The following is a 24,333-nucleotide window of genomic DNA, read 5'->3' on the forward strand; positions in this document are numbered from 1 at the left end:
CCGGGAGACGCCGCGGGAGAACCGGCGGCGCAGCCAGTCTAATGAAGGTATCCCCGCTGTCTAGCCTTTCAATGCATCAATCTTTCGTGGATGCACTACTGATTTCGCAGGCGTTAGGGTCTTGTTCCGGCTCGATCTCAGGGGTTTCGGGGTCCGGGACCTCGTCTCCGAGCAGCCGCTCGGCGGCTGCCCGGTGCAGCCCGGCCGCCGCCGGATCGCCGAGCCGCTCCAGGGTGTCGGCGATCCGCAGCTGCATCGCGGCCTGCAAGCGGACGTCGTCGGCGCGGCGCGCCCACTCCGCCGCCTCCTGGCAGGTGTGCAGCGCCTCCTCGGGCCGCCCCGCGTACTCCTGGACCCGTGCCATCTCGCTCAACGCCCTTGCCTGGCCGCCCACATCGCCGAGCCGACGGTGGCCGGTGAGCGCCGAACTCCAGTTGCGCAGCGCCTCCCCGTAGCGGCCCGCGTAGGTGTGCGCGGTGGCGATGCGGCCGTACAGCCGGGCGGCGTCCTCGCGCTCGTCCCGGGCCAGCCGCTGGGCGAGCGCCCTGCCGTACCAGTCGGCGGCCCGGTCGTAGTCCTCCAGCTCCTGATGGGCACCGCCTACGGATTCCATCGCGCGGCCGGTCGCGTACGGGTCGTTCGCCCGCCGTCCGGCGTCCAGCGCGGCCCGGTAGCGGGCCAGCGCCGCCTTCGTACGGCCGGTCCTGGCGTCGAGGTCGCCGAGGTTCAGCAGGGCCGCGGCCTGTTCGCGGGGCAGGTCGCGGCGCTCGGCCACATCGAGGACGAGACCGTGGACGTCGTAGAGGTCGGGGGCGGCGGCCCGCGTGCCGAAGTGCGCCACCATGGCCCGGACCAGCTGGGACATCAGCCGTCTGGCGAGGGTGTCCAGCTCCCCGTCGGCGACCGCGAGCCGGGCGGCGGCCAGCAGCGCGGGCCGGCGGACGCGCAGCCACTCCTCGGCGGCCCGGGGGGTCGGGAACCGCAGCGCCTTGGGCATCGCGAGGAGCTTCTCGCGGGCCTGCGGGCTGTCGGTCTCGGTGATGGCCCGGCAGGACTGGAGCAGCCGTACCGTCCGCTCCAGCATCCGCGCGCGGGCGAGCTGCAGTTCGCCCGGCCGTTCCTGGCTCTCGGCGAGGGACCACAGCAGCGGCTGGAGGCAGCCGGGGACCTCGTACTCGGGCAGCGGCGACCCGACCCGGTGCAGAAAGCCGAGGGCCACGAAGTCGTCCAGGGTGGTGCGGGCCGCGCCGACCGAGCAGCCGGCGAGCCCGGAGGCGATGTGCGGGTCGACCAGGCCCGCCGGGGCGAGAGCGAGCAGTCGCAGTATCCGGGCGGCGGCGGTCGGCAACGAGGCGTACGCCAGTTTGAGGACCTTGGCGAGCGGCGGGCTGTCGTCCTCCTCGGCGCGCAGCTGTTTGGCGAGGTCGGAGACGGCGGCGGCGGGCCGGGCGGCCAGCCAGCCCCCGGCGAGGCGCAGCGCGGCGGGCTGGGCCCCGCAGACCTCGGCGAGCCCCTCGGCCGAGCGCGGGTCCACGGTGATGCGCACCGAGCCGCTGAAGCGTTCCAGCAGCTCCACGGCGGACTTGGTGTCCAGTCCGCCCAGGGTGCACGGCCGGACGTCGGAGATGCCCGTCAGCGGCCCCTCGGAGACCGCCACGACCAGGGAGTCGGGGGTGTCCGGAAGCAGCGCGTCGACCTGCTCGGCGTCGGCCGCGTCGTCCAGCAGGAGCACCACCCGGCGGTCGGCCAGCGCCTCCCGCAGCGCCTCGCTGAGGTCGTCCTCGTCCGCCCCGGCCGGGGCCGGCAGCCCCAGCTCCCCGAGCAGTTCCCGCGCCGCGCGCTCGACGGGCACCCGGGTGCCGTCGGGCTCGGTCAGCCGGGCCCGCAGCACCCCATCGGGGTAACCATCGGTAACTTGCCGGACGAGCTCCTCGGCGAGCGCGGTGCGGCCGTAGCCGGGCCTGCCCGCGATGAGCAGCACGCGCGCGTGGGGCGCCTTGCGGCCCGCGAGGGTGTTGAGCCCGGCCCGGCCGATGTCGGCCCGCAGTTCCTTCAACTCTCTTGTCCGGCCGAGGAACTGACTGTCCGTGGGGGCGGCCTCGACAGCCGCGGGCCGCCCTGTTCCGGACACCCGGGCACCCCCGAGGTCCACCGCCTGATCCGCCACGGGCCACGCTCCCGTCCCACCGCACGAACGAGCCCGCCGGGACTCCGGTTCGGGCGTTTCCCGAGCCTAGTTCACGCTCTGCGACGATCTGGGCGGAGCGGGGCGGGCAGGTCGCCTGATCGGATCAGCAGATCGTACGACTGGCGCGGTGAGGGCAACGTGAAGGAGAGCCGGGCCCCGAAGCTTTTGGGGGCGCGGGGCTGCATCGACATGCGGCTCCGCCGCGTGGGCGCGACCAGCCACATACGGCCCGCAGCTCACCACAACCCCAAACACCCCTAAATCTCGAACGGCCGCGCAGGCCACGGCGCCTCAGCCGCCCGCAGCGACTCCACCCCGCCCCCACTCCGCGCGGCGACCAGCGAAAGCACCCCCACCACAAGGCAGTTGTTGTGCAGCTCGCCCGCGAGCACCCCCCGCACCAGCTCGTCCAGCGGCACCCGGGCCAACTCCATGTCGGCCTCCTCGTCCTCCACCTCGAACCGCCGCCCCTCCGCCTCGGAGAGATCCCGCGCCAGAAAGATCCGCACGGCCTCGTCGCAGCCGCCGGGCGTGGTGTAGACGTCGGTCAGCACCCGCCACTCCTCCGCCTTGACGTGCGCCTCCTCGTACAGCTCGCGCTGCGCGGCGTGCAGCGGATTCTCGCCGGGGACGTCGAGCAGCCCGGCGGGGATCTCCCACAGCCGCTCCCGGACCGGGTGGCGGTACTGCCGGATGACCAGCACCCGGTCCTGGTCGTCGACGGCGAGGACGGCGACGGACCCGGGGTGCACCTGGTAGTCGCGGCGGACGACCGACCCGTCGGGCATGACCACGTCGTCCGTGCGCACGGAGGTCTTCTTGCCGACGAACGGCGTCTCGCTCGCCCGGACCTCCCACTGCTCGGCGGTGTCCTTGATCGTCATGTCGACTCGTCCTCCCACACGTACAACCACGCACGAAATAGAAACCACACGTACAAAAAGAAACCGGGGCACACACCCCGAAAGACGCGCACCCCGGTCACCGTACAGCTCTCGTGCCGACCGGATTTACTTACCGGTCTTCCGCTCCACCGCGGCCTTCACCAGCCCCGCGAACAGCGGGTGCGGGCGCGTCGGGCGGGAGCGCAGCTCGGGGTGCGCCTGGGTCGCGACCAGGTAGGGGTGGACCTCGCGCGGGTACTCGACGTACTCGACGAGCTTGCCGTCGGGCGAGGTCCCGGTGAACTGGAGACCGGCCTTCTTCTCCAGCTCCGCGCGGTAGGCGTTGTTCACCTCGTAGCGGTGGCGGTGGCGCTCCTCGACGTACTCCTTGCCGTCGTACACCTCGCGCACGATCGAGCCCTCGGCCAGCTTCGCCGGGTACATGCCGAGGCGCATGGTGCCGCCCATGTCGCCCTCGCCGGCGACGATGTCGAGCTGCTCGGCCATGGTGGAGATGACCGGGTGGGCGGTGGCGGAGTCGAACTCGGTGGAGTTGGCGTCCGGGATGTCGGCCAGGTCGCGCGCGGCCTCGATCACGATGCACTGCAGGCCGAGGCAGAGGCCGAGCAGCGGGACGCGGTTCTCGCGGGCGTACCGGATGGCGCCGACCTTGCCGGAGACACCGCGGTCGCCGAAGCCGCCGGGGATGCAGATCGCGTCCACGTCGGCGAGCTGGGCCGCGGCACCGGCCGGGGTCTTGCAGTCGTCCGAGGTGACCCACTTGATCTTCACACGGGCCTTGTTGGCGAAGCCGCCCGCGCGCAGCGCCTCGGTGACCGAGAGATAGGCGTCGGGCAGGTCGATGTACTTGCCGACCAGCGCGAGGTTGATCTCGTGCAGCGGGTTGTGGACGCGGTCGAGCAGGTCGTCCCAGGTCGTCCAGTCCACGTCGCGGAACGGCAGGTCCAGCTTGCGGACGACATAGGCGTCCAGGCCCTCGCCGTGCACGGTCTTCGGGATGTCGTAGATCGAGCGGGCGTCGGGACACGCCACCACGGCGGCCTCGTCGACGTCGCACATCAGGGAGATCTTGCGCTTGATCGCGGCGGGCACCTCACGGTCGCAGCGCAGCACGATCGCATCTGGCTGAATACCGATGTTGCGCAGAGCCGCAACCGAGTGCTGGGTCGGCTTCGTCTTCAGCTCTCCCGAGGGCCCGATGTACGGCAGGAGCGAGATGTGGACGACGAAGACGTTGTCGCGGCCGACCTCGTGCCGGACCTGGCGGACGGTCTCCAGGAACGGCAGCGACTCGATGTCGCCGACGGTGCCGCCGACCTCGGTGATGACGACGTCGACCTCCTCGGAGGCCATGCGCCGGATGCGGTGCTTGATCTCGTTGGTGATGTGCGGGATGACCTGCACGGTGTCGCCCAGGTACTCGCCGCGCCGTTCCTTGGCGATGACCGTGTTGTAGACCTGGCCGGTGGTGACGTTGGCCGAGCCGTCCAGATCGCGGTCGAGGAAGCGCTCGTAGTGGCCGATGTCCAGGTCGGTCTCGGCGCCGTCGTTGGTGACGAACACCTCGCCGTGCTGGAAGGGGTTCATCGTGCCGGGGTCGACATTGAGGTAGGGGTCGAGCTTCTGCATCACGACGCGCAGACCACGGGCCTTGAGCAGCATGCCGAGGCTGGAGGCGGTCAGACCCTTGCCGAGCGAGGAGGCGACACCCCCGGTGACGAAGATGTGCTTGGTCGTCGTGTTTCGAAAAGCAGCGGGCGGCATGGCCAAGAGGGGGCTCCCGTGGTCGCGGTTCGGTGTGCGGGTCGGCCGCCGCCCGATCTCATCCGTCGGGGGTGCCTTCGCTGCGGTTCGGGGGTCCCTGTTGCCGAGCTTTTCGACTGGGGCGCCCACCGGTCCACGGGCTACCAGGGTATCAGCGACAGGACACGATCGCTTCCGGCCACGCTCCGCGCACGGGCCGACACGGACCTCGTACGACTGTCGGCGAATCTCGGTCAGCCTTCACCCTTGGCTCACCCGTTCGGCCCACTCGCGTTGCCGGGAGCGGCACGCGGAGCCCTCCGGTGCGTCGTATCCTCTTCGGACACTCGCTGCCGAGCGCGGCCGGCGCGACGGCACCACCCCGGCCGTCTTCCGGTAATCATGAGAGCTCGTCAGTCCGTTGAGCAACGATCGCCTCATATGCGTTGAGGATCGTTGAGCGACATCGCATGACACCGTCCCTTGGATCACTCTGGAAACATGGTTCCTTTGTCGATCCCTTGGGTCCCTTGACCGCACACCGCACAGCGACCGCCCCTCGGGGGGCGACGACGTGGCCGTTCGACTGGAGTTGCACGTGGCCGGGCGCATCGAAGACTACGCACTCATCGGAGACATGCAGACAGCGGCGCTGGTCTGCCGGGACGGCACGGTCGATTGGCTGTGCCTGCCCCGCTTCGACTCCCACGCCGTCTTCGCGGGACTGCTCGGCACCGAGGAACACGGGTTCTGGAGACTGGGCCCGGCTCACGCGTCGGACGCCGAGCCGCCGACGGCCTCCCGCCGCCGGTACCGCGGCGACTCGCTGATCCTGGAATCCGAGTGGGACACCCCGCGCGGCACGGTCCGTGTGACGGACTTCATGCCGCCGCGTGACGGCGCCCCGCAGCTGATCCGGATCGTGGAGGGCGTCAGCGGCCGGGTGCCGATGCGCTCGGCGCTGCGGATGCGGTTCTCGTACGGCCGGGTGGTGCCCTGGGTGCACAAGCACGAGGGGCGCACGGTGGCCGTCGCCGGGCCGGACTCGGTGTGGTTCGACACCGAGTGCGAGACCTACGGCAAGGCGCTGACGACGTACGCCGACTTCACGGTGACGCCAGGCGAGCGGATCGCGTTCACGGTGTCCTGGGAGCCCTCGCACAAGCAGCCCCCCGCGCTGCCGGAGCCGGAGCCGTCGCTCCAGGCCACCGAGGAGTTCTGGCGGGACTGGGTGGAGCAGTGCACGTACCACGGCCCCTACCGCGAGGCCGTGATCCGCTCGCTGATCACGCTGAAGGCCCTGACGTACGCCCCGACCGGCGGCATCGTCGCCGCGCCGACCACCTCCCTGCCGGAGCACATCGGCGGCGTCCGCAACTGGGACTACCGCTACACCTGGCTGCGCGACGCGGCCATCACCCTCTCCTCGCTGCTGCGCACCGGCTACCGCGACGAGGCCCGCGCCTGGCGCGAGTGGCTGCTGCGGGCGGTCGCCGGCGACCCGGAGAACCTGCAGATCATGTACGGCATCGCCGGTGAACGGGAGCTGGGCGAGGCCGAGCTGGAGTGGCTGCCCGGGTACGAGAACTCGGGCCCGGTCCGGGTCGGCAACGGCGCCGCGCACCAGCTCCAGCTGGACGTCTACGGCGAGGTCACCGAGGCGCTGCACCTGGCCCACATGACGGGTCTGGCCCGCAACGACTACGCCTCCCTCCTCCAGCTGAAGCTGATCCGCTACCTGGAGGACCACTGGGACGAGCCGGACGAGGGCATCTGGGAGGTGCGCGGTCCGCGCCGCCACTTCGTGCACTCCAAGGTCATGGCCTGGGTCGCCGTGGACCGCACGATCAAGCTCATCGAGTCCGGCGACGCGGACGGCCCGCTGGAGAAGTGGCGCGAGCTGCGCGACGACATCCACCGGGACGTGTGCGAGAAGGGCTACGACAAGGAGCGCAACACCTTCACCCAGTCGTACGGCTCGAAGGAGCTGGACGCCTCGCTGCTGCTGATCCCGCAGATGGGCTTCCTGCCGCCGGACGACAAGCGGGTCATCGGCACCATCGAGGCGATCCAGCGCGAGCTGTCGACCCCGGACGGCTTCATCCTGCGCTACCCGACCTCGGGCGACGAGGAGGGCGTGGACGGCCTGCCGGGCGACGAGGGCGCGTTCCTGGCCTGCTCGTTCTGGATGGCCGACGACCTGGCGATGATCGGCCGGGTGGACGAGGCCCGCAAGCTGTTCGAGAAGCTGCTCTCCCTCCGCAACGACCTTGGCCTGCTCGCCGAGGAGTGGGACCCGGTGCTCAAGCGCCAGGTGGGCAACTTCCCGCAGGCGTTCAGCCATGTCCCGCTCATCGACACGGCCCTGCGGCTGACCGCCTCGGGGGCGTACGGCGGCTGACGCGCGCCCTCCGGTCCGGCGCGCACGGCGGCGGACCGGGGCGCGGGCAGGCGCGTGCGGCAAGCGCTTGCGCTCGCTGGTACGGGTTGCACGGGCCGCCCGGGTAGTACGGGTTGCCCCCGGCCGCCCCCGGCCGCCCGAGAACAGGCCCGATCCGCCGCCCCCGCCTAGCCTGGGAAGAGTCCTGTCCCCTGGCCGAAAGGGGGCGGCTCACCATGGCTCCCCTCTCGAAGGCGCGCGCGGCCCTCGCCGCGTTGCGCGAGGACCTGACCGGCGAGGTGTTCGCACCGGACGATCCGGGCTACGACGACGCCCGCGCGGTCTTCAACGCCATGATCGACCGACGTCCGGCCGTGATCGCCCAGTGCGCGGACGAAACCGATGTCGTCCGTTCCGTGCGCTTCGCCCGCGATCTGGATCTGCCGATCGCGATACGCGGCGGCGGCCACAGCGTGGCCGGAATGGCACTCAACGACAACGGCCTCGTCATCGATCTGCGCCGGATGCACACGGTCACGGTCGACCCCGGCTCCATGAGCGCCCGGATCGAGGGCGGCGCCACCATGAGCCATCTCGACCGCGCCACCGAACCCCACCGCCTGGCGACGACCGGCGGCCGGGCGTCCACCACGGGCGTCGGCGGCTTCGTCCTCGGCGGCGGCAGCGGCTGGCTGGACCGCGCCTTCGGGCTGGCCGTCGACAATCTGCTCAGCGTGGAACTGGTGACCGCCGACGGTCAGGCGGTCCGCGCGAGCGCCGAGGAGAACCCGGACCTCTTCTGGGCCCTGCACGGCGGCGGCGGGAACTTCGGCGTCGCCACCGCGCTCACCCTCCGGCTGCACGACCTGCCCGCGTTCGCCATCGCCCTGCTGCTCTACCGCCCGGAGCACGGCCCCGAGGTGATCCGTGTGTACCGCGAGATCATCGAGACCGGCCCGCGCGAGGCGAGCGGCGGTGTCATCTATCTCACCGCCCCGCCCGAGGAGTTCGTGCCCGAGCATCTGGTGGGCGAGCTGGCCTGCGGTGTGCTGCTGACGTACGCGGGCACCGAGGAGGACATGCGCAAGGTCGCCCAGCCGCTGTTGGCGATGGAGCACGAGGCCGAGATCGTCGGCGCGATGCCGTACGCGGACGTGCAGTGCATGATCGACGACCCGCCGGGCATGCGGAACTACTGGTCGGCGGAGTATCTGACCGGTCTGCCGGACGAGTTGGTGGAGGTCTTCGCCACCCGCGCCTGGACGATGCCCGTGCCGACCGGCACCCAGCACATCCTCTTCCCGCTGGGCGGCGCGATCGCCGAGGGCCCCGCCGACTATCCCGTGCCGTACCGCGACTCCCCCTGGGCGGTGCACCCGTTCGGCATCTGGGACGACACGGCGGACGACGAGCGGTGCCTCCAGTGGGTGCGGGACGTCCGCGCCGACGTACGGCCGTGGAGCACCGGCGCGGTCTACCTCAACTTCGTCGGCGACGAGGGCGCCGACCGGGTCGTGGCGGGGCACGGCGTCGACGACCACCGGCGGCTGACCGCGGTGAAGAACCGGTACGACCCCGACAACGTGTTCCGCTTCAACCACAACATCCCGCCGGCCTGACGAGCGGGTACCGTCCGCTCCATGGACACCCGTGACAGCCGCGCACCAGGTGACGGCCGTGAGGCGCAGGGCGGTATCACCGTACGGCGGGCGCTGGAACTGCCGGGGCTGCGGGGCGGGCTGCCGGAGATCCTGGCGGGCGCCGACCGGCTGCACCGGACCGTGCGCTGGGTGCACACGGGCGAGGTACCGAACATCGCCTCGCTCCTCAAGGGCGGCGAACTGCTGCTGACCACCGGGTACGGGCTCGGCACCCGCCCCGCCGACCAGCGCGCGTTCGTCAGGACCCTGGCCGAGCGCGGTATCGCGGCCCTCGTCGTCGAACTGGGCCCGCGCTTCAGCCGTCTGCCGTCCGCCCTCGTCGAGACGGCGCGCTCGGCCGGTCTGCCGCTCGTCCAACTCCACCGCGAGGTGGCCTTCGTGACGGTCACCGAGGAGATCCACACCGAGATCGTCAACGGCCACTACGCGCTCCTCCAGCGGGCCGAGGAGGTCCACCGCCGCTGCACCGAGGCGCTGCTCGGCGGGGGCGGCGTCCCCCAGGTCCTCGCCATCCTGGCCGACTTCAGCGGCAACCCGGTCTTCCTGGAGACCGCCGACGGACAGCTTCTGTACGCCGCCGGGACCGGCCCGGCGGACACCGATCCGCTTCAGGTGTGGGAGGGGCTGCGCGACCGGCACCAGGACGAGCCGCCGGCCGGGGCGGCCCTCGTCGACGTCCCCGGCGGCGGCCCCGGCACGGGCTCGGTACGGGCCCGGCTGGTCCTGCTGCCCGTCGTCGCCCCCTTGGGCCCCGTGCACCGGATGGCCGCCGAGCGCGCGGCCGGCATCCTCGCCGTGGTCCTGATGCAGGCCCGGCAGGAGGAGGAGCTGGCGGCGCGCGGACGCGGCGACTTCCTCACCGACCTCGCCGAGGGCCGCGTCCGGGCCGAGGACGCCCCCGCGCAGGCCCGCCTCCTCGGCTTCAAGCCTGGCGGCGGCCCGCTGCTCCCCGTCGTCATGCGGCTCGCCGACGGTCTCTCCCCGGGCGGCGGCTGGGCCGTCCTGGCCCGCGCGGTGGCCGAGGAGCTGGCCTCCGTGGGTGTGCCCGTCCTGCTCGGCGTACGCCCCGTGGAGGGCCGTGTGCCGCTGCTGCTGGGCCTGCGCGCGGAGGCGGAGCGCCCGGCGGTGGCCGACAAGGTCGCGGCGGCGCTGCGGGCCGGTGTGGAGCGGGCCGGGATGCAGAGGCCGGGCGGGCGACCGCCGGTGGTGGTCGTCGGCGTACCCGGCGGCTGGGCGGCGGCCTCGGCGGGCCTCAGGCACGCGGCGGAGACGGCGACGGCCGCGCAGGGCCTGGCCGACCGCCCCTGGTACGACGCCCGGCGCCTCGACATCGACCTGCTGCTGTGGCGGCTGCGCGACCACCCCGATCTGGCCGCCTTCGTGGACCGGGCCATCGGCCCCGTCCGCGACCACGACGAGCGGGCCAGGCCCCCGCTGCTGCCCACCCTGGAGACCTATCTCGCGCACGCCGGCCGCAAGGCGGAGACCGCCCGCGAGCTGCACCTCAACCGGCAGACCCTCTACAACCGGCTGGCCCGGATCGGCGAACTCCTCGGCACCGACCTGGACGACCCCCAGACGGTCCTGGCCCTGAGCCTGGCACTGCGGGCCCGCAGACACGTCGTCTGAGCCGGGGACCCGGGGGATCGGTGTCGGGGCCGTCAGCCGAGGGGCCGCAGCTGCGTCAACTCGTCGTAGACGCTGAGCACCTGGGCCACCGTCTCGTCCTCGGTCGGCCAGGTCGCGGCCTGCCGGGTGCCCCGGTCCCGCAGCGCCTCGCACCCGGTGGGGTCGCCGAGAAGGCGTACGACGGCCGTGGCGAGCGCCTCCGCGTCGCCGTACGGGACGAGTTCGGCGGCGTCGCCGACGAGGTCGGGCACCGAGCCGACGGCGGCGGCGACGAGCGGCACGCGCGCGTGGAGCGCCTCCTGCGCGAGGACGGAGCGGGCCTCGGGGCCGCCGGGCAGCAGCGCGAGGTCGGCGGCGGCGATCAGTTCGGAGACGTCGTCGCGCCGCCCGAGCAGCCGTACGGGCAGTTCCTCGTCCTCGATGCGCCGCTGCAGGACGCTCCGCAGCGGCCCCTCGCCCGCGACGACGAGCAGCGGCGCCGGATCGAGGCGGCGCCACTCCCGGGCGGCGTCGAGCAGGGTGTCGTGTCCCCGGTGGCGGTCGAGGGTACCGACGGCCATCAGCAACGGGCGGGCGGTGGCGCCCAGTTCGGCGCGGACCTTGGAGGCGGGCCGCTCCGCGTCGTCGCCGGGGCCGGCCCGGCGCGGCGCCGGCAGGGCGACGGCGGCGAGCCGGGCGTCGCGGGCGCCCCGGCTGCGGGCCCGGTCGACCAGGTCGGAGGAGGTGCCGAGGACCACGGCGGCGGCCTTGGCGACCCGCCGCTCCAGCAGCCGCAGCAGATGCGCCCGCGCGCCCTCCGCGTAGGAACGGGTGTGCCAGGTGACGACGAGCGGGGTGGTGCGCCGGCCGAGCGCGAGGGTGGCGCGGAAGCCGGCGTGCAGGCCGTGCGCGTGTACCAGGTCGGCGTCGGCGCAGGCGCTGCGCAGACTGGCCACCGAGGAGGGGTCGCTGCTGCGGGGTACGTGGACGTGGTGGGCGCCGACGCCGGTGAAGTCGTACAGGCCGTCGGCGTCACCGGGGGCGCACACGGTGACCCTTACGCCCCGGGCGACCAGACCCGAGGCCAGCGACCGCACATGCGCACTGCTCACCGCGCTGCCGCCGCCGAGCACTTGCACGGTGCGCAGCGGCGACTGGCCGGGCGGTGAGTGGCTGCTCACGTGGCTCACGTGGCCGGGACTCCTGGATCGCGATCGGACATACCTGACCAAGGATGCCAGGCCGCGGGGGTGTTCCGGGACAGCCGGACGGGGCGGCGGCCGGAGGGGCGGGCAACCCCGGACCCAGGGTCACCCACACGAGTGAACTCCCGCACGGGGTTGCCACTCGACGTGACTTCCGCACCACGCGTGCCCGCCGCGTTCACCGCCCCGTTCGCTCAGGGCCGACGCACACGGCGGCCCGCGCGCCCACCGCTACGCGTCCGCGCGGGCCGCCGCAAGCAGCTCCTCCGCGTGCGCCCGTGCCGTCTCCGAGTCCTCCTGACCGGCGAGCATCCGCGACAGCTCGCGCACCCGGTCCTCGCCCTCCAGGACCTTCACCCCGGACCGGGTCACGGACCCGTCGTTCGTCTTCTCCACCAGCAACTGCCGGTCGGCGAAGGCGGCCACCTGGGGCAGATGCGTGACCACCACGACCTGGGCCGATCTGGCGAGCTTGGCGAGGCGCCGGCCGATCTCGACCGCGGCCTTGCCGCCGACACCGGCGTCGACCTCGTCGAAGAGATACGTCGGCACCGGGTCCGTCCCCGCGAACACGACCTCGACGGCCAGCATCACCCGCGACAGCTCACCGCCGGACGCGCCCTTGGCGATGGGCCGGGGCGGCGCACCCGGGTGCGGGGCGAGCAGCAGTTCGACCTCGTCGACGCCGGACGGCCCGTACGCGACCGTGCGCCCGTCCACCTCGACGCCCTCGGGGTCGTCGTTCTGCCGGATGTCGAACGACACGCGCGCGTGCGGCATGGCGAGCGAGGCGAGTTCGGCGGTGACGGCGGCGGCGAACCGCTCGGCGGCCTCCGCGCGGGCGTCCGTCAATGCCTGGGCGAGCCCGCCCAGTTCGGCCCGCAGCCCGTCCCGTTCGGCGGTCAGCTCGTCGATCCGCTCGTCGTCGCCGTCGAGTTCGGTGAGCCGCCGGGCACCCTGCTCGGCCCACGCCAGCACCGAGGCGATGTCCTGACCGTCCCGGCCGAACTTGCGGGTCAGCCCGGTCAGCGCGGCCCGCCGCTCCTCGACGGCCGCCAGCCGCAGCGGATCGGCGTCCAGGTCGTCGGCGTATCCCGCCAGCTCCCCCGCCACATCGCCCAGCAGGATCCCGATCTCCCCGATCCGCTCGGCGAGCGCCGCGAGCGCCGGGTCGTGCGACCGCACGGCCTCCAGCGCCCGGTGCGCGCCGGCGACGAGCGTGGCGGCGTCCACGCCCTCCGGGTCCTCGGGGTTGCCCGCGAGCGCGGCGTGCGCGGCCGTGGCGGCGGACGCCAGCGCCTCCGCGTGCCCGAGCCGCTCGGCCTCCTCGGCCAGCTCCACGTCCTCGCCGGCCCGTGGCTCGACGCCCGTGATCTCGTCGAGCCCGTACCGCAGCATGTCGGCTTCCTGGGCCCGCTCACGCGCGCGGGTGACGATCTCGTCGAGTTCACCGACCACGGCGCGCAGCCGCCGGTAGGCCTCGCCGTACTTGGTGAGCGGCACGGCCACCGCGTCGCCCGCGTACCGGTCGAGCGCCGCCCGCTGCCGGGACTGCTTCAGCAGCCCCTGCTGGTCGGTCTGCCCGTGCACGGCGACCAGTTCGTCGGCCAGCTCGGCGAGCACGCCCACGGGGACGGAACGCCCGCCGAGGTGTGCCCGTGACCGTCCCTCGGCGGAGACGGTACGGCTGATCAGCAGCGCCCCGTCGTCGAGTTCGGCCCCGGCCTCCTCGGCCCGGACGATCGCCGACGCGCCCTCGGGCACGGCGATCCGGCCCTCCACGACGGCGTTCTTCGCACCGATCCGCACGAGCGCCGGGTCCGCCCGCCCGCCGAGCAGCAGGCCGAGGCTGGTGACGACCATGGTCTTGCCCGCACCCGTCTCACCCGTCACGGCGGTGAAGCCGGGCGACAACTCGACCACAGCGTCGTCGATGACTCCGAGCGACCGTATCCGCATCTCCTCCAACACGGACACGACCATACGAGGTCGGGGGAGCGAAGTGCGACGCCCCCCGGTACCAATGTCACCCCGGCGAGCGACAGCGCGCCCCTCGAGTCCCCGCCCTCCCCCACATCGCGCTAGTGCCGAGCCCCCCGCCACCCGGAAACGGGCAACGCGAACTTGGCCACCAACCGATCCGTGAACGAAGCGTGATGCAGCCGAGCCAGCCGCACCGGCACGGCCCCCCGCCGCACCTCGACCCGCGCCCCGGGCGGCAACTCAACCGTCCGCCGCCCGTCGCACCACAACACACCCGGCGGAATGTGCGGCAGAACCTCCACAGCCAACACAGAATCCGGCGACGTCACCAACGGCTTGGCGAACAGCGCGTGCGCGCTGATCGGCACCATCAGCAGCGCCTCGACCTCCGGCCACACCACGGGCCCGCCCGCCGAGAACGCGTACGCCGTGGACCCGGTCGGAGTCGACAGCACGATCCCGTCGCACCCGAACCCCGTCACCGGCCGCCCGTCGATCTCCAGCACGACTTCGAGCAGCTTCTCGGCGCCGGCCTTCTGCACGGCCGCCTCGTTGAGCGCCCAGTCCGTGTGGACGATGTCCCCGTTCTGATGAACGACGACATCGACGGTCATCCGCTCCTCGACCTCGTACGCCCTGGTCACCACCCGGTCGACAACCTTGTCGAGGTCGTCCCGCTCGGCCTCCGCGAGGAAGCCGACACTGCCGAGGTTGACGCCGAGCATCGGCACCCCGGACGCGCGGGCGAACTCGGCGCCGCGCAGCAGCGTGCCGTCACCGCCGAGGACGATGAGCAGCTCGCAGCCGTCGAGGCACTGCGGGGTCGCCTCCTTGACGAGCTCCACCTCCTCCGGCACCGGGATGTCCTCGGCCTCGTGTTCCAGGACCCGCACGGTGATGCCGTGGTGCAGCAGCCCCTTGACGACGAGTTCGGCACTGCGGATCGCCGCCGGCCGCCCGGTGTGGGTGAGCAGGAAAACAGTTCGAGATCGGTCCTGAGTCAACGCGGCCCCTCCGCCACTGCTCGATCGACGTCGGCCGGGTCCAGCGCGGGAGCCCCGGCACGCAGCCACAGAAAGTACTCGACATTGCCCGAGGGTCCGGGCAGCGGACTGGCCGTCACACCCTTCACCCCGAGCCCCAGCTCCCCGGCCCGCCGGGCCACTCCGCGCACCGCCTCGGCGCGCAGCTCCGGACTCCGTACGACTCCCCCACTGCCCAACCGCTCCTTGCCCACTTCGAACTGCGGCTTGACCATCATCACCAGATCGGCGTCAGGCTTCACGCACCGCACCAGGGCGGGCAGTACCAGGCCGAGCGGGATGAAGGACAGATCCCCCACGACTAGATCCACAGGCTCCCCATCGATCGCTTCGAGCGTCAACTCGCGTACGTTCGTACGGTCCTTGACGGTGACGCGTTCATCGCTCCGCAGAGTCCAGGCGAGTTGTCCGTATCCGACGTCCACCGCGACGACGTGCGCGGCTCCGGCCCGCAGCAGTACGTCGGTGAAGCCTCCGGTGGAGGCACCGGCGTCCAGCGCCCGCCGCCCCTCGACGGCGAGCCCCCGCGGGACGAAGGCATCCAGGGCGCCCGCGAGCTTGTGCCCGCCGCGCGACACGTACTCCGGGTCGCCGTCGTCGCTCACGACGACGATCGCGGCGGCGGTCTCCACCTGGGTGGCGGACTTGGTCGCGACGGTCTTGCCGACGGTGACCCGTCCGGCGGCGATCAGCTGGCTCGCGTGCTCACGCGACCGCGCGAGCTTCCGCCGGACCAGTTCGGCGTCCAGACGGCGGCGTGCGACTCCTGCCACGGTGGGTTCAGCTCCTGCTCTCGTACGGCGATCGATAGGTGCGACCCGAAGGGTCTCATTGAGGGGCGGTGGTCGGGTGACGGGTGGGAGCCGGTGGTCCCGGGCGGGCGTCGAGCGCGGTGAGCGCGTCGCGCAGCCCCCGGTGTACATCCTCGTACACCTCCACATGGCCGTCGGTCGCGAGGTGGTCGGCGTCGGCCAGCCGGTCGAGGGCGGTGTCGACCTCGGGGTGGCCGGTGGCGGCGCGGGGCACGTGCAGCGGGGCCGGTGCGGCGGGGTCGTCCTCGGGCCCGACAACCGTCGCAGCCGCGTCCTCCGTCTCCTCCACCACTGTGACCTCGGGCAAAGAGTCGCTCATGCCCAGACGCTACCGCGAAGCTCTGGGGTACCGTCGGTCGCGATGGCAACGATTGAGGAGTGCCGAGCCGCACTCGAAAAGCTCTCGGACAACATGGCGGGCGCCGATGGACAGGTGCGCGAGGCGACGGCTCTGGACCGTTCGGTGAGCTGCCACATCAAGGATCTCGACGTCACCTTCGTGGGCCGGATGCGCGAGGGCCGGATCGAGGTGCACGACACCCTTGAGGGCCCGCCCACCGAGAAGGCCCAGATCCGGCTGGCCATGACCGGCGACGATCTGGTGGCCCTCGTCGGCGGCGAGCTGAACTTCGCCAAGGCCTGGGGTGCGGGCCGGGTGAAGCTGGAGGCGGGCTTCCGCGACCTCCTCCAGCTCAGGAAGCTTCTGTAGCCCCCACTTTCGCCTCAGCCCCCACCTTCACGTCGGCCCCCACCTTCGCGACGCCGGTCCGCGCCTTGCGGGCCGCCGGTACCACCAGCGGTGTGCCCGTCTCCGGGTCGTCGATGACCTGGCAGCGCAGCCCGAAGACCTCCTCGACCAGCTCGGCCGTGACGATCTCGGAGGGGGCGCCCTCGGCGATCACCGCACCGCCGCGCAGGGCGATGAGATGGGTGGCGTACCGGGCGGCGTGGTTGAGGTCGTGCAGCACCGCGACCAGCGTGCGGCCCCGCTCCTCGTGGAGTTCGGCGCACAGGTCGAGGACGTCGATCTGGTGCTGGATGTCGAGGAAGGTGGTCGGCTCGTCGAGCAGCAGCAGCGGGGTCTGCTGGGCGAGTGCCATGGCGATCCAGACGCGCTGGCGCTGACCGCCGGACAGCTCGTCGACGTAACGGTCGGCCAGTTCGGCGACCCCGGTCGACTCCATCGACTCCCGGACGATCCGCTCGTCCTCGGTGGACCACTGCCGCAGCAGCCCCTGGTGCGGGTACCGGCCGCGGCCCACGAGGTCGCCGACGGTGATCCCGTCGGGCGCGATCGACGACTGCGGCAGCAGCCCGAGCGTCCGGGCGACCTTCTTCGCGGGCATCGACTGGATGACGTTCCCGTCGAGCAGCACCCGCCCCTGGGACGGCTTCAGCATCCGGGACAGGGCGCGCAGCAGCGTGGACTTGCCGCAGGCGTTGGGGCCGACGATCACGGTGAACGAGTTGTCGGGTATCTCCACCGACAGCTGCTCGGCGATGACCCGCTGGTCATAGGCGAGGGTGACGTTCTCGGCGGACAGACGGTTCACAGTGCTCCTCTTGTCGTTCATGTGCGCCGACGCGCTGTCGTTCTGGTTCATATCCGCCCGGCCTTCCGCTCCGTGACCAGCAGCCACAACAGATAGACGCCACCGAGCACCCCGGTGACGACGCCGACGGGCAGCTGGTCGGCCCCGAAGGCCCGCTGCGAGGCCCAGTCGGCGACGATCAGCAGGGTCGCTCCCATGCACAGGGAGGGGACCAGGTTGGGGCCGGGCGAGCGGGTGAGCCGCTTGGCGAGCTGGGGCGCGGTGAGGGCGACGAAGCCGACCGGTCCGGCGGCGGCGGTGGCCCCGGCGGTGAGCAGCACGGCCGACACCATCAGCAGCAGCCGTACCTGCTCCACGCTCACCCCGAGGGCGTACGACACATCGTCACCCATCTCCATCATCCGCAGCCCGCGCGCGTTGCCGAGCACCAACGGCACGAGGATCGCGCACATGACCAGCAGCGGCCAGACCTGGTCCCAGTCACGGCCGTTGAGGGATCCCGTCATCCACACGACCGCGCGGGCCGCGTCGACGAGGTCGGCCTTGGTGATCAGATAGCCGTTGACCGCCGTGACGATCGCGGAGACACCGATGCCGACCAGCACGAGCCGATAGCCGTGCACGCCCCGCTTCCAGGCCAGTACATAGATCGCGAGGCCGGTGACCAGGCCGCCGACGAGCGCTCCCACGGCCACCTCGTTGGCGTCGCCGGAGAACAGCACGATGACGACCAGCGCGCCGACGGTGGCGCCCTGCGAGAGGCCGAGCACGTCCGGACTGCCCAGCGGATTGCGGGAGATGGACTGGAACAGCGCCCCGCCGAGCCCGAGCGAGGCCCCGACGAGCAGCCCGACCAGGACGCGCGGCAGCCGCAGTTCGTTGACGATGAGCTCCTGGCCAGCCTCGCCGTTGCCGAGGAGCGTCCTCAGTACGTCGCCGGCCGGGATCGGGAAGTCGCCGGTGCCGATCAGTACGACACTCGCGGTCAGCGCCGCGACCAGCAGCAGGGCGACGACGACGGACGCCCGCGCGTCCAGCCGGACCGACAGCCCGCCGGGCGTACGCACCGCGCGATCGCGCGCACCGGGCACGCCCATGGCCCGCGCCCTCCCGGCGATACTCGCCTTCTCCCTCGTGACCTGTGTCTTCACAGCTGCGTCGTCCTCCGCCGTCGTACGAGAAAGATGAACACCGGCCCGCCGAGGATCGCGGTGACGATGCCGACCTGGAGTTCGGCGGGCCGGGCCACCATGCGGCCGAGGACATCGGCGCCGAGCAGCAGCACGGGCGAGAGGACGGTCGCGTACGGCAGGATCCAGCGCAGGTCGGGCCCGGTGAAGGACCGTACGACGTGCGGGACCATCAGCCCGACGAAGACGATGGGTCCGCAGGCGGCGGTCGCGGCGCCGCACAGCACGGTGGCGGCGGCCATGGAGAGCGCCCGGGTGCGGTTGAGGTTGGCGCCGAGGGCGCGGGCGGTGTCGTCGCCCATGGCCATCGCGTTCAGCGGCCGGGCGAGCAGCAGCGCGACGACCGTGCCGACGGCGAGGAACGGCAGTACCTGGGTGATGGTCCCGTCGGTGGCCGAGGCGAGCGAACCGACCGTCCAGAAGCGCATCTTGGACAGCGCCGCGTCATCCATGATCATCACAGCCTGGAGATAGCCGTAGAGGGCGGCGCTGATCGCCGTGCCCGCGAGCGCGAGCCGCACCGGCGTCGCGCCCCGGCTGCCGCCGAGGAACCAGACCAGCGCCCCGACCGCGGCGGCCCCCGCGAACGCGAACCACACATAACCGCTGAGCGAGGTGACACCGAAGTAGGTGATGGCGGTGACCACGGCCGCGGACGCCCCCGCGTTGATGCCGAGCAGTCCCGGGTCGGCCAGTGGGTTGCGGGTGAGCGCCTGGAGCACGGCACCGGCCAGTCCGAGCGCGGCCCCCGCGAGCAGTCCGAGGAGCGTCCGCGAGATCCGCTCCCCGACCACGGCGTCGCCGTACGTCCCCGTGTCCTCGAACAGACCGTGCCAGACCTGCTCCGGCGACAGCTCTTTCGCACCGATCGCGATACTCGCCAGGGCGACGAGGACGAGGATCAGGAGGGACACGAGGAGCCCTGCGGCTCGTATCGCCCGGCGGTTCGGGGGCGCGGGGGCGGTCTCCGCGCTCGGTTCAGGAGGACTGTCGACCAACACCCGGTTAGGTTAGCCTATCCTCTACTTTTCACTCGATCGCGTCCGCGAACACCACACAGGCGTACGGCCCGTGCGAGCCCTACATGAACGTACGGCCCGTACGGGCTCCGGGGCACCGGCCGCCCTCACAACCCCAGCCGGGCCAGCGCCTTCCCCCCGTCCAGCTCACACACACCTTCGCCGGCCGCCGTCCAGGCCGCCGCGCACAGTGCACGCAGGCCGTCCAGGGCGCCGCCCTCGCCGTCCAGTTCGAGCCTCCCCCACTCTCGGCTTCGCCCGAGCGGGGGGACCCCCGTCGCGCCCGCCGTCGCCGTCCAGCCGCCGCAGCGGAAGCCCGCGCCCGCCTCGACGACCTCCGGCTGCCCGGTGAGCATGCCCCGCAGATCGGCGTCGACATACGTCGGCCGGTGCTGCGGGGGCGCGGCCAGCAGCTGTGCGCCGTCGGTCACGCCGGTCAGGACGAGCAGCGAGTCGACCTCGCCGTTGAACGCGCCCTCGATGTCGGTGTCCAGCCGGTCCCCGACCACCAACGGCCGCTCGGCGCCCGTCCGCAGGATCGTCTCCCGGTGCATCGGCGGCAGCGGCTTGCCCGCCACCTGCGGCTCGGCCCCGGTCGCGATCCGGACCACCTGCACCGCCGCACCGTTGCCGGGCGCGATACCCCGCGCGCTGGGGATCGTCAGATCGGTGTTGGAGGCGTACCAGGGCACCCCGCGCGCGATGGCGTAGCTGGCCTCCGCGAACCGCCCCCAGGGCAGGTCGGGGCCGCCGTAGCCCTGCACCACGGCCGCCGGGTCGTCGTCGGCCGACTCGACCGGATCCAGGCCCCGCTCGCGCAGCGCCACCCGCAGTCCCTCACCGCCGATGACCAGCACCCGGGCGCCGGCGGGCAGCTGCTCGCTGATCAGCCGGGCCACGGCCTGCGCCGAGGTGATGACGTCACCGGCCTCGGTCGGTATGCCGAGCGCCGTGAGATGCGCGGCCACCGTGTCGGGTGTCCGCAGCGCGTTGTTCGTGACGTACGCGAGGTGCATTCCGCCGGCGCGCGCCGTGCCCAGGGACTCCACCGCGTACGCGATGGCGCTTCCGCCCGCGTACACCACCCCGTCCAGATCGAGCAGCGCCGTGTCGTACGCCTCGCTCAGGGCCTGCCCACTGCCGTCGGGCCGCGTCCTGACTGCCTGGCTCATCGCGCTCCGCTCCTCGTTCGGTCCATCGTCCGATCGGTCGCCCCGGGTCGGCCGGCCGGCCGGTGGGTCAACAATCGGTTAGGTCGCTTTCTCCGATCATCCCTCACACAGCCGACACCCCTACGATGCATCAATGAACTACGCAGGTCCCGCGGAGGAGATCCCGGCGCGCAGCGGCCTCGAACTGACCCCGTTCCGGGGGCTTCGCTACGACCCCGACCGGGTCGGCAGCCTGGCCGCCGTGACATCACCGCCGTACGACGTCGTCGTGCGGCCGGACGGTCTGCTCCACCTCGAATCCGCTGATCCGCACAACATCGTCCGCCTGATTCTCCCCCAGGCCGGAACACCCGCCGCACGCGACGAACTGGCGGCCGACACCTTGCGCCGCTGGCTCGCCGACGGCGTCCTCGCCCCCGACGCGGAGCCCGGCCTCTACGTCTACGAGCAGGCGGACGACACCATCGTCCAACGCGGTCTCATAGGCGCGCTGCGCCTGTCGGACCCTTCCGCCGGTGTGGTCCTCCCCCACGAGGACGTCATCCCCCATGTGATCGCGGATCGCGCGGCCCTGATGCGCGCCACCTCCACCAACATGGAGCCCCTGCTCCTCACCTACCGGGGCAACGGCGCCACGGCCGGCGCGACCGCCGTGGTCGAACGCACCACGCGACGCGCCCCCCTCTTCCGTACCACCACGGAGGACGGTTTCCGCCACCGCCTCTGGGCGGTCACCGACCCGGCCGATCTCACCGAGATCCAGTCGGACCTGGCCCAGCACCAGGCCCTGATAGCCGACGGCCACCACCGCTGGGCCACCTACCTCCGGCTCCGCACCGAACACCCGTCCCCCAGCCCCTGGGACTACGGCCTGGTCCTCCTGGTGGACACCGCCCGCTACCCGCTGCGCGTCCGCGCGATCCACCGCCTGCTGCACCGACTCCCGGTCCGCGAGGCCCTCGCAGCCCTGGACGGCCGGTTCCGCGTCCGCGCCCTGGACGTCCCGCTCACCGAGGCCCTCGCGGCCCTGGCGGACGCGGCAGCCGCCGGAAACGCCTTCCTCCTCGCGGGCGACGGCGCCTTCCATCTGGTCGACCGCCCGGATCCGGACCTCCTCGCCCGTACGATCCCCGCCGACCGCCCGGCCGCCTGGCGCACCCTGGACGCGACCGTCCTGCACGCGGCCCTCCTCGACCACGTCTGGCACATCCCCGAGGACTCCCCGGCCCACATCGCCTACATCCACGACACGGCCGCCACCGTCGAGAAGGCCGAACGCGACGGCGGCACGGCCGTCCTCATGCACCCGGTCCGCGAGGAGGTCGTACGCGACCTCGCCCGCCAGGGCGTCACCATGCCCCGCAAGTCCACGTCGTTCGGCCCGAAGCCGGCGTCGGGGCTGGTGCTGCGCGCCCTGGAACTCTGAGACCACCCGACATACGAAAGGGCGGGACCCCGCGTACGGGATCCCGCCCTTCATCGTCCGCCGAACGTCAGTCCTTGCCGTCCACGACGTCCTTGACGTCCTCCACGTCTTCGCCGTCCACGTCTTCGGCGTCCAGGTCTTCGGCGTCCGTGGCGTCCGCTACGGCTGACACGGACTGCGGTGCCTCGTCGGTGTCGTGCCCGCTCTCGTCCTCGCCGAGGGCGTCGACGAACTCGACCCCGTCCATCTCCGCGAGCCGGTCCGACGCGTCCGTGCTGCCGTCCTTGTCGGCCTCGACGGCCTTGGCGAACCACTCGCGCGCCTCGCCCTCACGCCCGGCCGCGAGCAGCGCGTCGGCGTACGCGTACCGCAGACGCGCGGTCCACGGCTGTACGGAGTTCGAAGCCAGCTCCGGGCTCTGCAGGGTCACGATGGCCGCGTCGAGCTGGTCCATGTCACGCCGGGCCCCGGCGGCCACGAGCCGCATCTCGACCTGACCGGCCTTGTCCAGCTTGTGCACCTCGGGCGCCCCGGCCATGTCGAGCGCCTTCTCGGGCCGCCCGAGACCACGCTCGCAGTCGGCCATGACGGGCCACAGGTCGACGTTGCCGGTCATCCGCCGGGCCGCCCGGAACTCGGCGAGCGCCTCGCTGTACTTCTGGTTCGCGTACGCGGCGAAGCCGGCCGCCTCCCGTACGGCGGCGACACGCGACGCCAGCCGCAGGGCCACCCGCGAGTACGCGTAGGCGCTCTCGGGCTCCTCGTCGATGAGCCGGGCGACCATCACCAGGTTCTTGGCGACCTCCTCGGCCAGCCCCTTGGGCAGGCTCAGCAGCTCCTGGCGTACGTCCTTGTCGATCTCGTCGCCCGTGACGTCCTCGGGGATCGGCAGCCGCTTGATCGGCTCCCGGTCCCGGTCACGCTCGTCACGGAACCCGCCGCCGCGACGGTCGTCACGCCGGTCGTCGCCCCGACGGTCGTCCCGGCCACGGAAACCACCGGTGGGTCGGCCGCCACGGTCGTCGCGACGGGGCCCGCGGCTCCGGTCGTCCCGGCCGCGATCGTCCCGCCCACGGAAGCCGCCGGAGCGCTCGCCGCCACGGCTGTCGTCACGCCGGAAGCCACCGCCGCCACCGCGCTGCTCACCACGGTTGTCGTCTCGGCGGAAGCCGCCACGGTCGTCGTCACGACGGAACGGGGGCCGCTCGCCCTCACGACGGACGGGGCGCTCGTCACGACGGTCGTCCCGCCGATCGTCCCTGCGGTCGTCGCGGCGGAAGGCCGGGCGGTCCCCGTCCCGGCGGTCGTCGCGCCGGAACGGCGGACGCCCACCACGGTCGTCGCCACGCCGGTCGTCACGTCCGCGATCGTCACGCCCACGGAAGCCACCGGGGCGCTCGCCGCCACGGTCGTCGCGACGATCGTCGCGGCGGAAGCCGCCACGGTCGTCGTCACGACGGAAGGGGGGACGGTCGCCCTCGCGACGGTCGGGTCGGTCGTCGCGACGGAACCCACGGTCCCGGTCACGGTCGTCCCGTCCACGGAATCCACCACGGTCACCGCTGTCGCGCCGGTCGTCACGTCGGTCGTCGCGACGGAACGCCGGACGGTCATCGCGACGGGGGTAGCCCCCACGGTCGTCGCCACGACGCTCGCCACCTCGGTCGTCACGCCGGTCGTCACGGCGGTCGTCACGGCGGTCGTCGCGGCGGAAGGCCGGCCGGTCGCCGTCCCGCCGGAAGCCTCGGTCGCGATCGCGGTCGTCACGACGGGGACCGGCACCACCGGGACCCGCACCTCCGGGACGCTCGTCGCGCCGGAACGCGGGGCGAGGCCCACGTTCGCCGTCGCGGCGGTCGTCCCGTCCACGGAATCCACCGGCGCCACCGCCGCCGCGCTGGTCACCACGGTTGTCGTCACGCCGGAAGCCACCACGGTCGCCACGGTCATCGCGACGATCGTCGCGACGGAAGCCCCCGCGGTCGTCACCACGACGGTCATCACCACGACGGTCGTCGGTACGGCGGTCGTCCCGCCGGCCGTAGCCACCACGGTCGTTGTCGCGTCGGTCGTTGTCCCGGCGCGGTCCACCGCGATAGCCGCCACGGTCACCACTGTCCCGTCGCCGCTGGTCGCGCTCCGGTCGATCGTCGGGAGAGTTGGTGGACATGGGTGACTCCTGTCTTCGGTACTGCAAGCATTCTAGAAACAAAAGGACCCCTGGTCCCAGCTGAACGCTGGGACCAGGGGTCCTTTCCAAAGATTGTTCGGCGGCGTCCTACTCTCCCACAGGGTCCCCCCTGCAGTACCATCGGCGCTGTAAGGCTTAGCTTCCGGGTTCGGAATGTAACCGGGCGTTTCCCTCACGCTATGACCACCGAAACCCTAATGGTTTCGAGCGAACAAGCACACTCTGTAGTTATGAGTTATGCGTTCTGCTCAAAC

The 24,333-nt window shown here is 72.4% G+C and carries 18 protein-coding genes and 1 rRNA gene; 5 read left to right on the plus strand and 14 right to left on the minus strand.

What is annotated here, in order from left to right; translation table 11 throughout:
• Positions 1-76: 76 nt before the first annotated feature.
• The 3 genes from F9278_RS08695 to F9278_RS08705 all read right to left on the minus strand — a co-directional run bounded on the left by F9278_RS08695 (position 77) and on the right by F9278_RS08705 (position 4,857).
• A complete protein-coding gene (locus F9278_RS08695) occupies positions 77-2,167 on the minus strand; it encodes a tetratricopeptide repeat protein (protein ID WP_152167779.1) in 2,091 nt (696 codons plus the stop codon).
• 278 nt (positions 2,168-2,445) lie between these two features.
• A complete protein-coding gene (locus F9278_RS08700; RefSeq protein ID WP_152167780.1) occupies positions 2,446-3,072 on the minus strand; it encodes an NUDIX domain-containing protein in 627 nt (208 codons plus the stop codon).
• Between the two features lie 126 nt (positions 3,073-3,198).
• Positions 3,199-4,857: a CTP synthase gene (locus F9278_RS08705; RefSeq protein ID WP_152173758.1), complete on the minus strand. Its 1,659-nt coding sequence runs from the start codon at positions 4,855-4,857 to the stop codon at positions 3,199-3,201.
• A gap of 553 nt (positions 4,858-5,410) precedes the next feature.
• Here F9278_RS08705 and F9278_RS08710 point away from each other — a divergent pair.
• The 3 genes from F9278_RS08710 (at position 5,411) to F9278_RS08720 (ending at position 10,506) form a co-directional block, all read left to right on the plus strand.
• Positions 5,411-7,237 (plus strand): glycoside hydrolase family 15 protein, encoded by a 1,827-nt coding sequence (locus F9278_RS08710; RefSeq protein ID WP_226966674.1) that lies wholly within the window; start codon positions 5,411-5,413, stop codon positions 7,235-7,237.
• A 215-nt stretch (positions 7,238-7,452) separates the two neighbouring features.
• Positions 7,453-8,835, plus strand: coding sequence for an FAD-binding oxidoreductase (locus F9278_RS08715; RefSeq protein WP_152167781.1), 1,383 nt, complete (start codon positions 7,453-7,455; stop codon positions 8,833-8,835).
• A 21-nt stretch (positions 8,836-8,856) separates the two neighbouring features.
• Positions 8,857-10,506, plus strand: coding sequence for a PucR family transcriptional regulator (locus tag F9278_RS08720; protein WP_152167782.1), 1,650 nt, complete (start codon positions 8,857-8,859; stop codon positions 10,504-10,506).
• Positions 10,507-10,538: 32 nt separating this feature from the next.
• Here the strand turns inward: F9278_RS08720 and F9278_RS08725 are convergent, their stop codons facing one another.
• The 5 genes from F9278_RS08725 to F9278_RS08745 form a co-directional block, all read right to left on the minus strand.
• The gene (locus F9278_RS08725; protein WP_152167783.1) at positions 10,539-11,675 is read right to left on the minus strand and encodes a glycosyltransferase family 4 protein; all 1,137 of its coding nucleotides are present in this window, start codon (positions 11,673-11,675) and stop codon (positions 10,539-10,541) included.
• Positions 11,676-11,921: 246 nt separating this feature from the next.
• On the minus strand, positions 11,922-13,673 hold the full coding sequence (gene recN / locus F9278_RS08730; protein ID WP_193241409.1) for a DNA repair protein RecN: 1,752 nt from the start codon (positions 13,671-13,673) through the stop codon (positions 11,922-11,924).
• 98 nt (positions 13,674-13,771) lie between these two features.
• Entirely contained in the window at positions 13,772-14,677 is a 906-nt protein-coding gene (locus F9278_RS08735; protein ID WP_152167785.1) for an NAD kinase, read from the minus strand.
• Positions 14,674-15,489, minus strand: coding sequence for a TlyA family RNA methyltransferase (locus F9278_RS08740; RefSeq protein WP_152167786.1), 816 nt, complete (start codon positions 15,487-15,489; stop codon positions 14,674-14,676). Before F9278_RS08740 ends, F9278_RS08735 begins: the two co-directional genes overlap by 4 nt.
• 55 nt (positions 15,490-15,544) lie before the next feature.
• On the minus strand, positions 15,545-15,847 hold the full coding sequence (locus F9278_RS08745; protein WP_152167787.1) for a hypothetical protein: 303 nt from the start codon (positions 15,845-15,847) through the stop codon (positions 15,545-15,547).
• A gap of 42 nt (positions 15,848-15,889) precedes the next feature.
• Here F9278_RS08745 and F9278_RS08750 point away from each other — a divergent pair, with 42 nt between their 5' ends.
• Entirely contained in the window at positions 15,890-16,237 is a 348-nt protein-coding gene (locus tag F9278_RS08750) for an SCP2 sterol-binding domain-containing protein (protein WP_152167788.1), read from the plus strand.
• Here F9278_RS08750 and F9278_RS08755 read toward each other — a convergent pair.
• The 4 genes from F9278_RS08755 to F9278_RS08770 form a co-directional block, all read right to left on the minus strand.
• Positions 16,221-17,132 carry an ABC transporter ATP-binding protein gene (locus F9278_RS08755; RefSeq protein ID WP_226966675.1) on the minus strand — a complete coding sequence of 304 codons (912 nt, stop codon included), beginning with the start codon at positions 17,130-17,132 and terminating at the stop codon, positions 16,221-16,223. The two genes, F9278_RS08750 and F9278_RS08755, sit on opposite strands and share 17 nt — an antisense overlap.
• On the minus strand, positions 17,129-18,178 hold the full coding sequence (locus tag F9278_RS08760) for a FecCD family ABC transporter permease (protein WP_152173760.1): 1,050 nt from the start codon (positions 18,176-18,178) through the stop codon (positions 17,129-17,131). Before F9278_RS08760 ends, F9278_RS08755 begins: the two co-directional genes overlap by 4 nt.
• 50 nt (positions 18,179-18,228) lie before the next feature.
• Positions 18,229-19,272, minus strand: coding sequence for a FecCD family ABC transporter permease (locus tag F9278_RS08765; RefSeq protein ID WP_152167789.1), 1,044 nt, complete (start codon positions 19,270-19,272; stop codon positions 18,229-18,231).
• 125 nt (positions 19,273-19,397) lie between these two features.
• Positions 19,398-20,462, minus strand: coding sequence for an HAD hydrolase-like protein (locus F9278_RS08770; RefSeq protein ID WP_152167790.1), 1,065 nt, complete (start codon positions 20,460-20,462; stop codon positions 19,398-19,400).
• Positions 20,463-20,595: 133 nt separating this feature from the next.
• Here F9278_RS08770 and F9278_RS08775 point away from each other — a divergent pair, with 133 nt between their 5' ends.
• Entirely contained in the window at positions 20,596-21,888 is a 1,293-nt protein-coding gene (locus tag F9278_RS08775; RefSeq protein ID WP_152167791.1) for a DUF1015 domain-containing protein, read from the plus strand.
• A gap of 67 nt (positions 21,889-21,955) precedes the next feature.
• Here F9278_RS08775 and F9278_RS46940 read toward each other — a convergent pair whose 3' ends face one another.
• Both F9278_RS46940 and rrf read right to left on the minus strand, forming a co-directional pair.
• Positions 21,956-22,780 carry a tetratricopeptide repeat protein gene (locus F9278_RS46940; RefSeq protein WP_226967270.1) on the minus strand — a complete coding sequence of 275 codons (825 nt, stop codon included), beginning with the start codon at positions 22,778-22,780 and terminating at the stop codon, positions 21,956-21,958.
• 1,373 nt (positions 22,781-24,153) lie between these two features.
• Positions 24,154-24,270, minus strand: a 5S ribosomal RNA gene (gene rrf, locus F9278_RS08790).
• Between the last annotated feature and the right edge of the window lie 63 nt (positions 24,271-24,333).

Source organism: Streptomyces phaeolivaceus (genome assembly GCF_009184865.1).
GTDB lineage: Bacteria > Actinomycetota > Actinomycetes > Streptomycetales > Streptomycetaceae > Streptomyces > Streptomyces phaeolivaceus.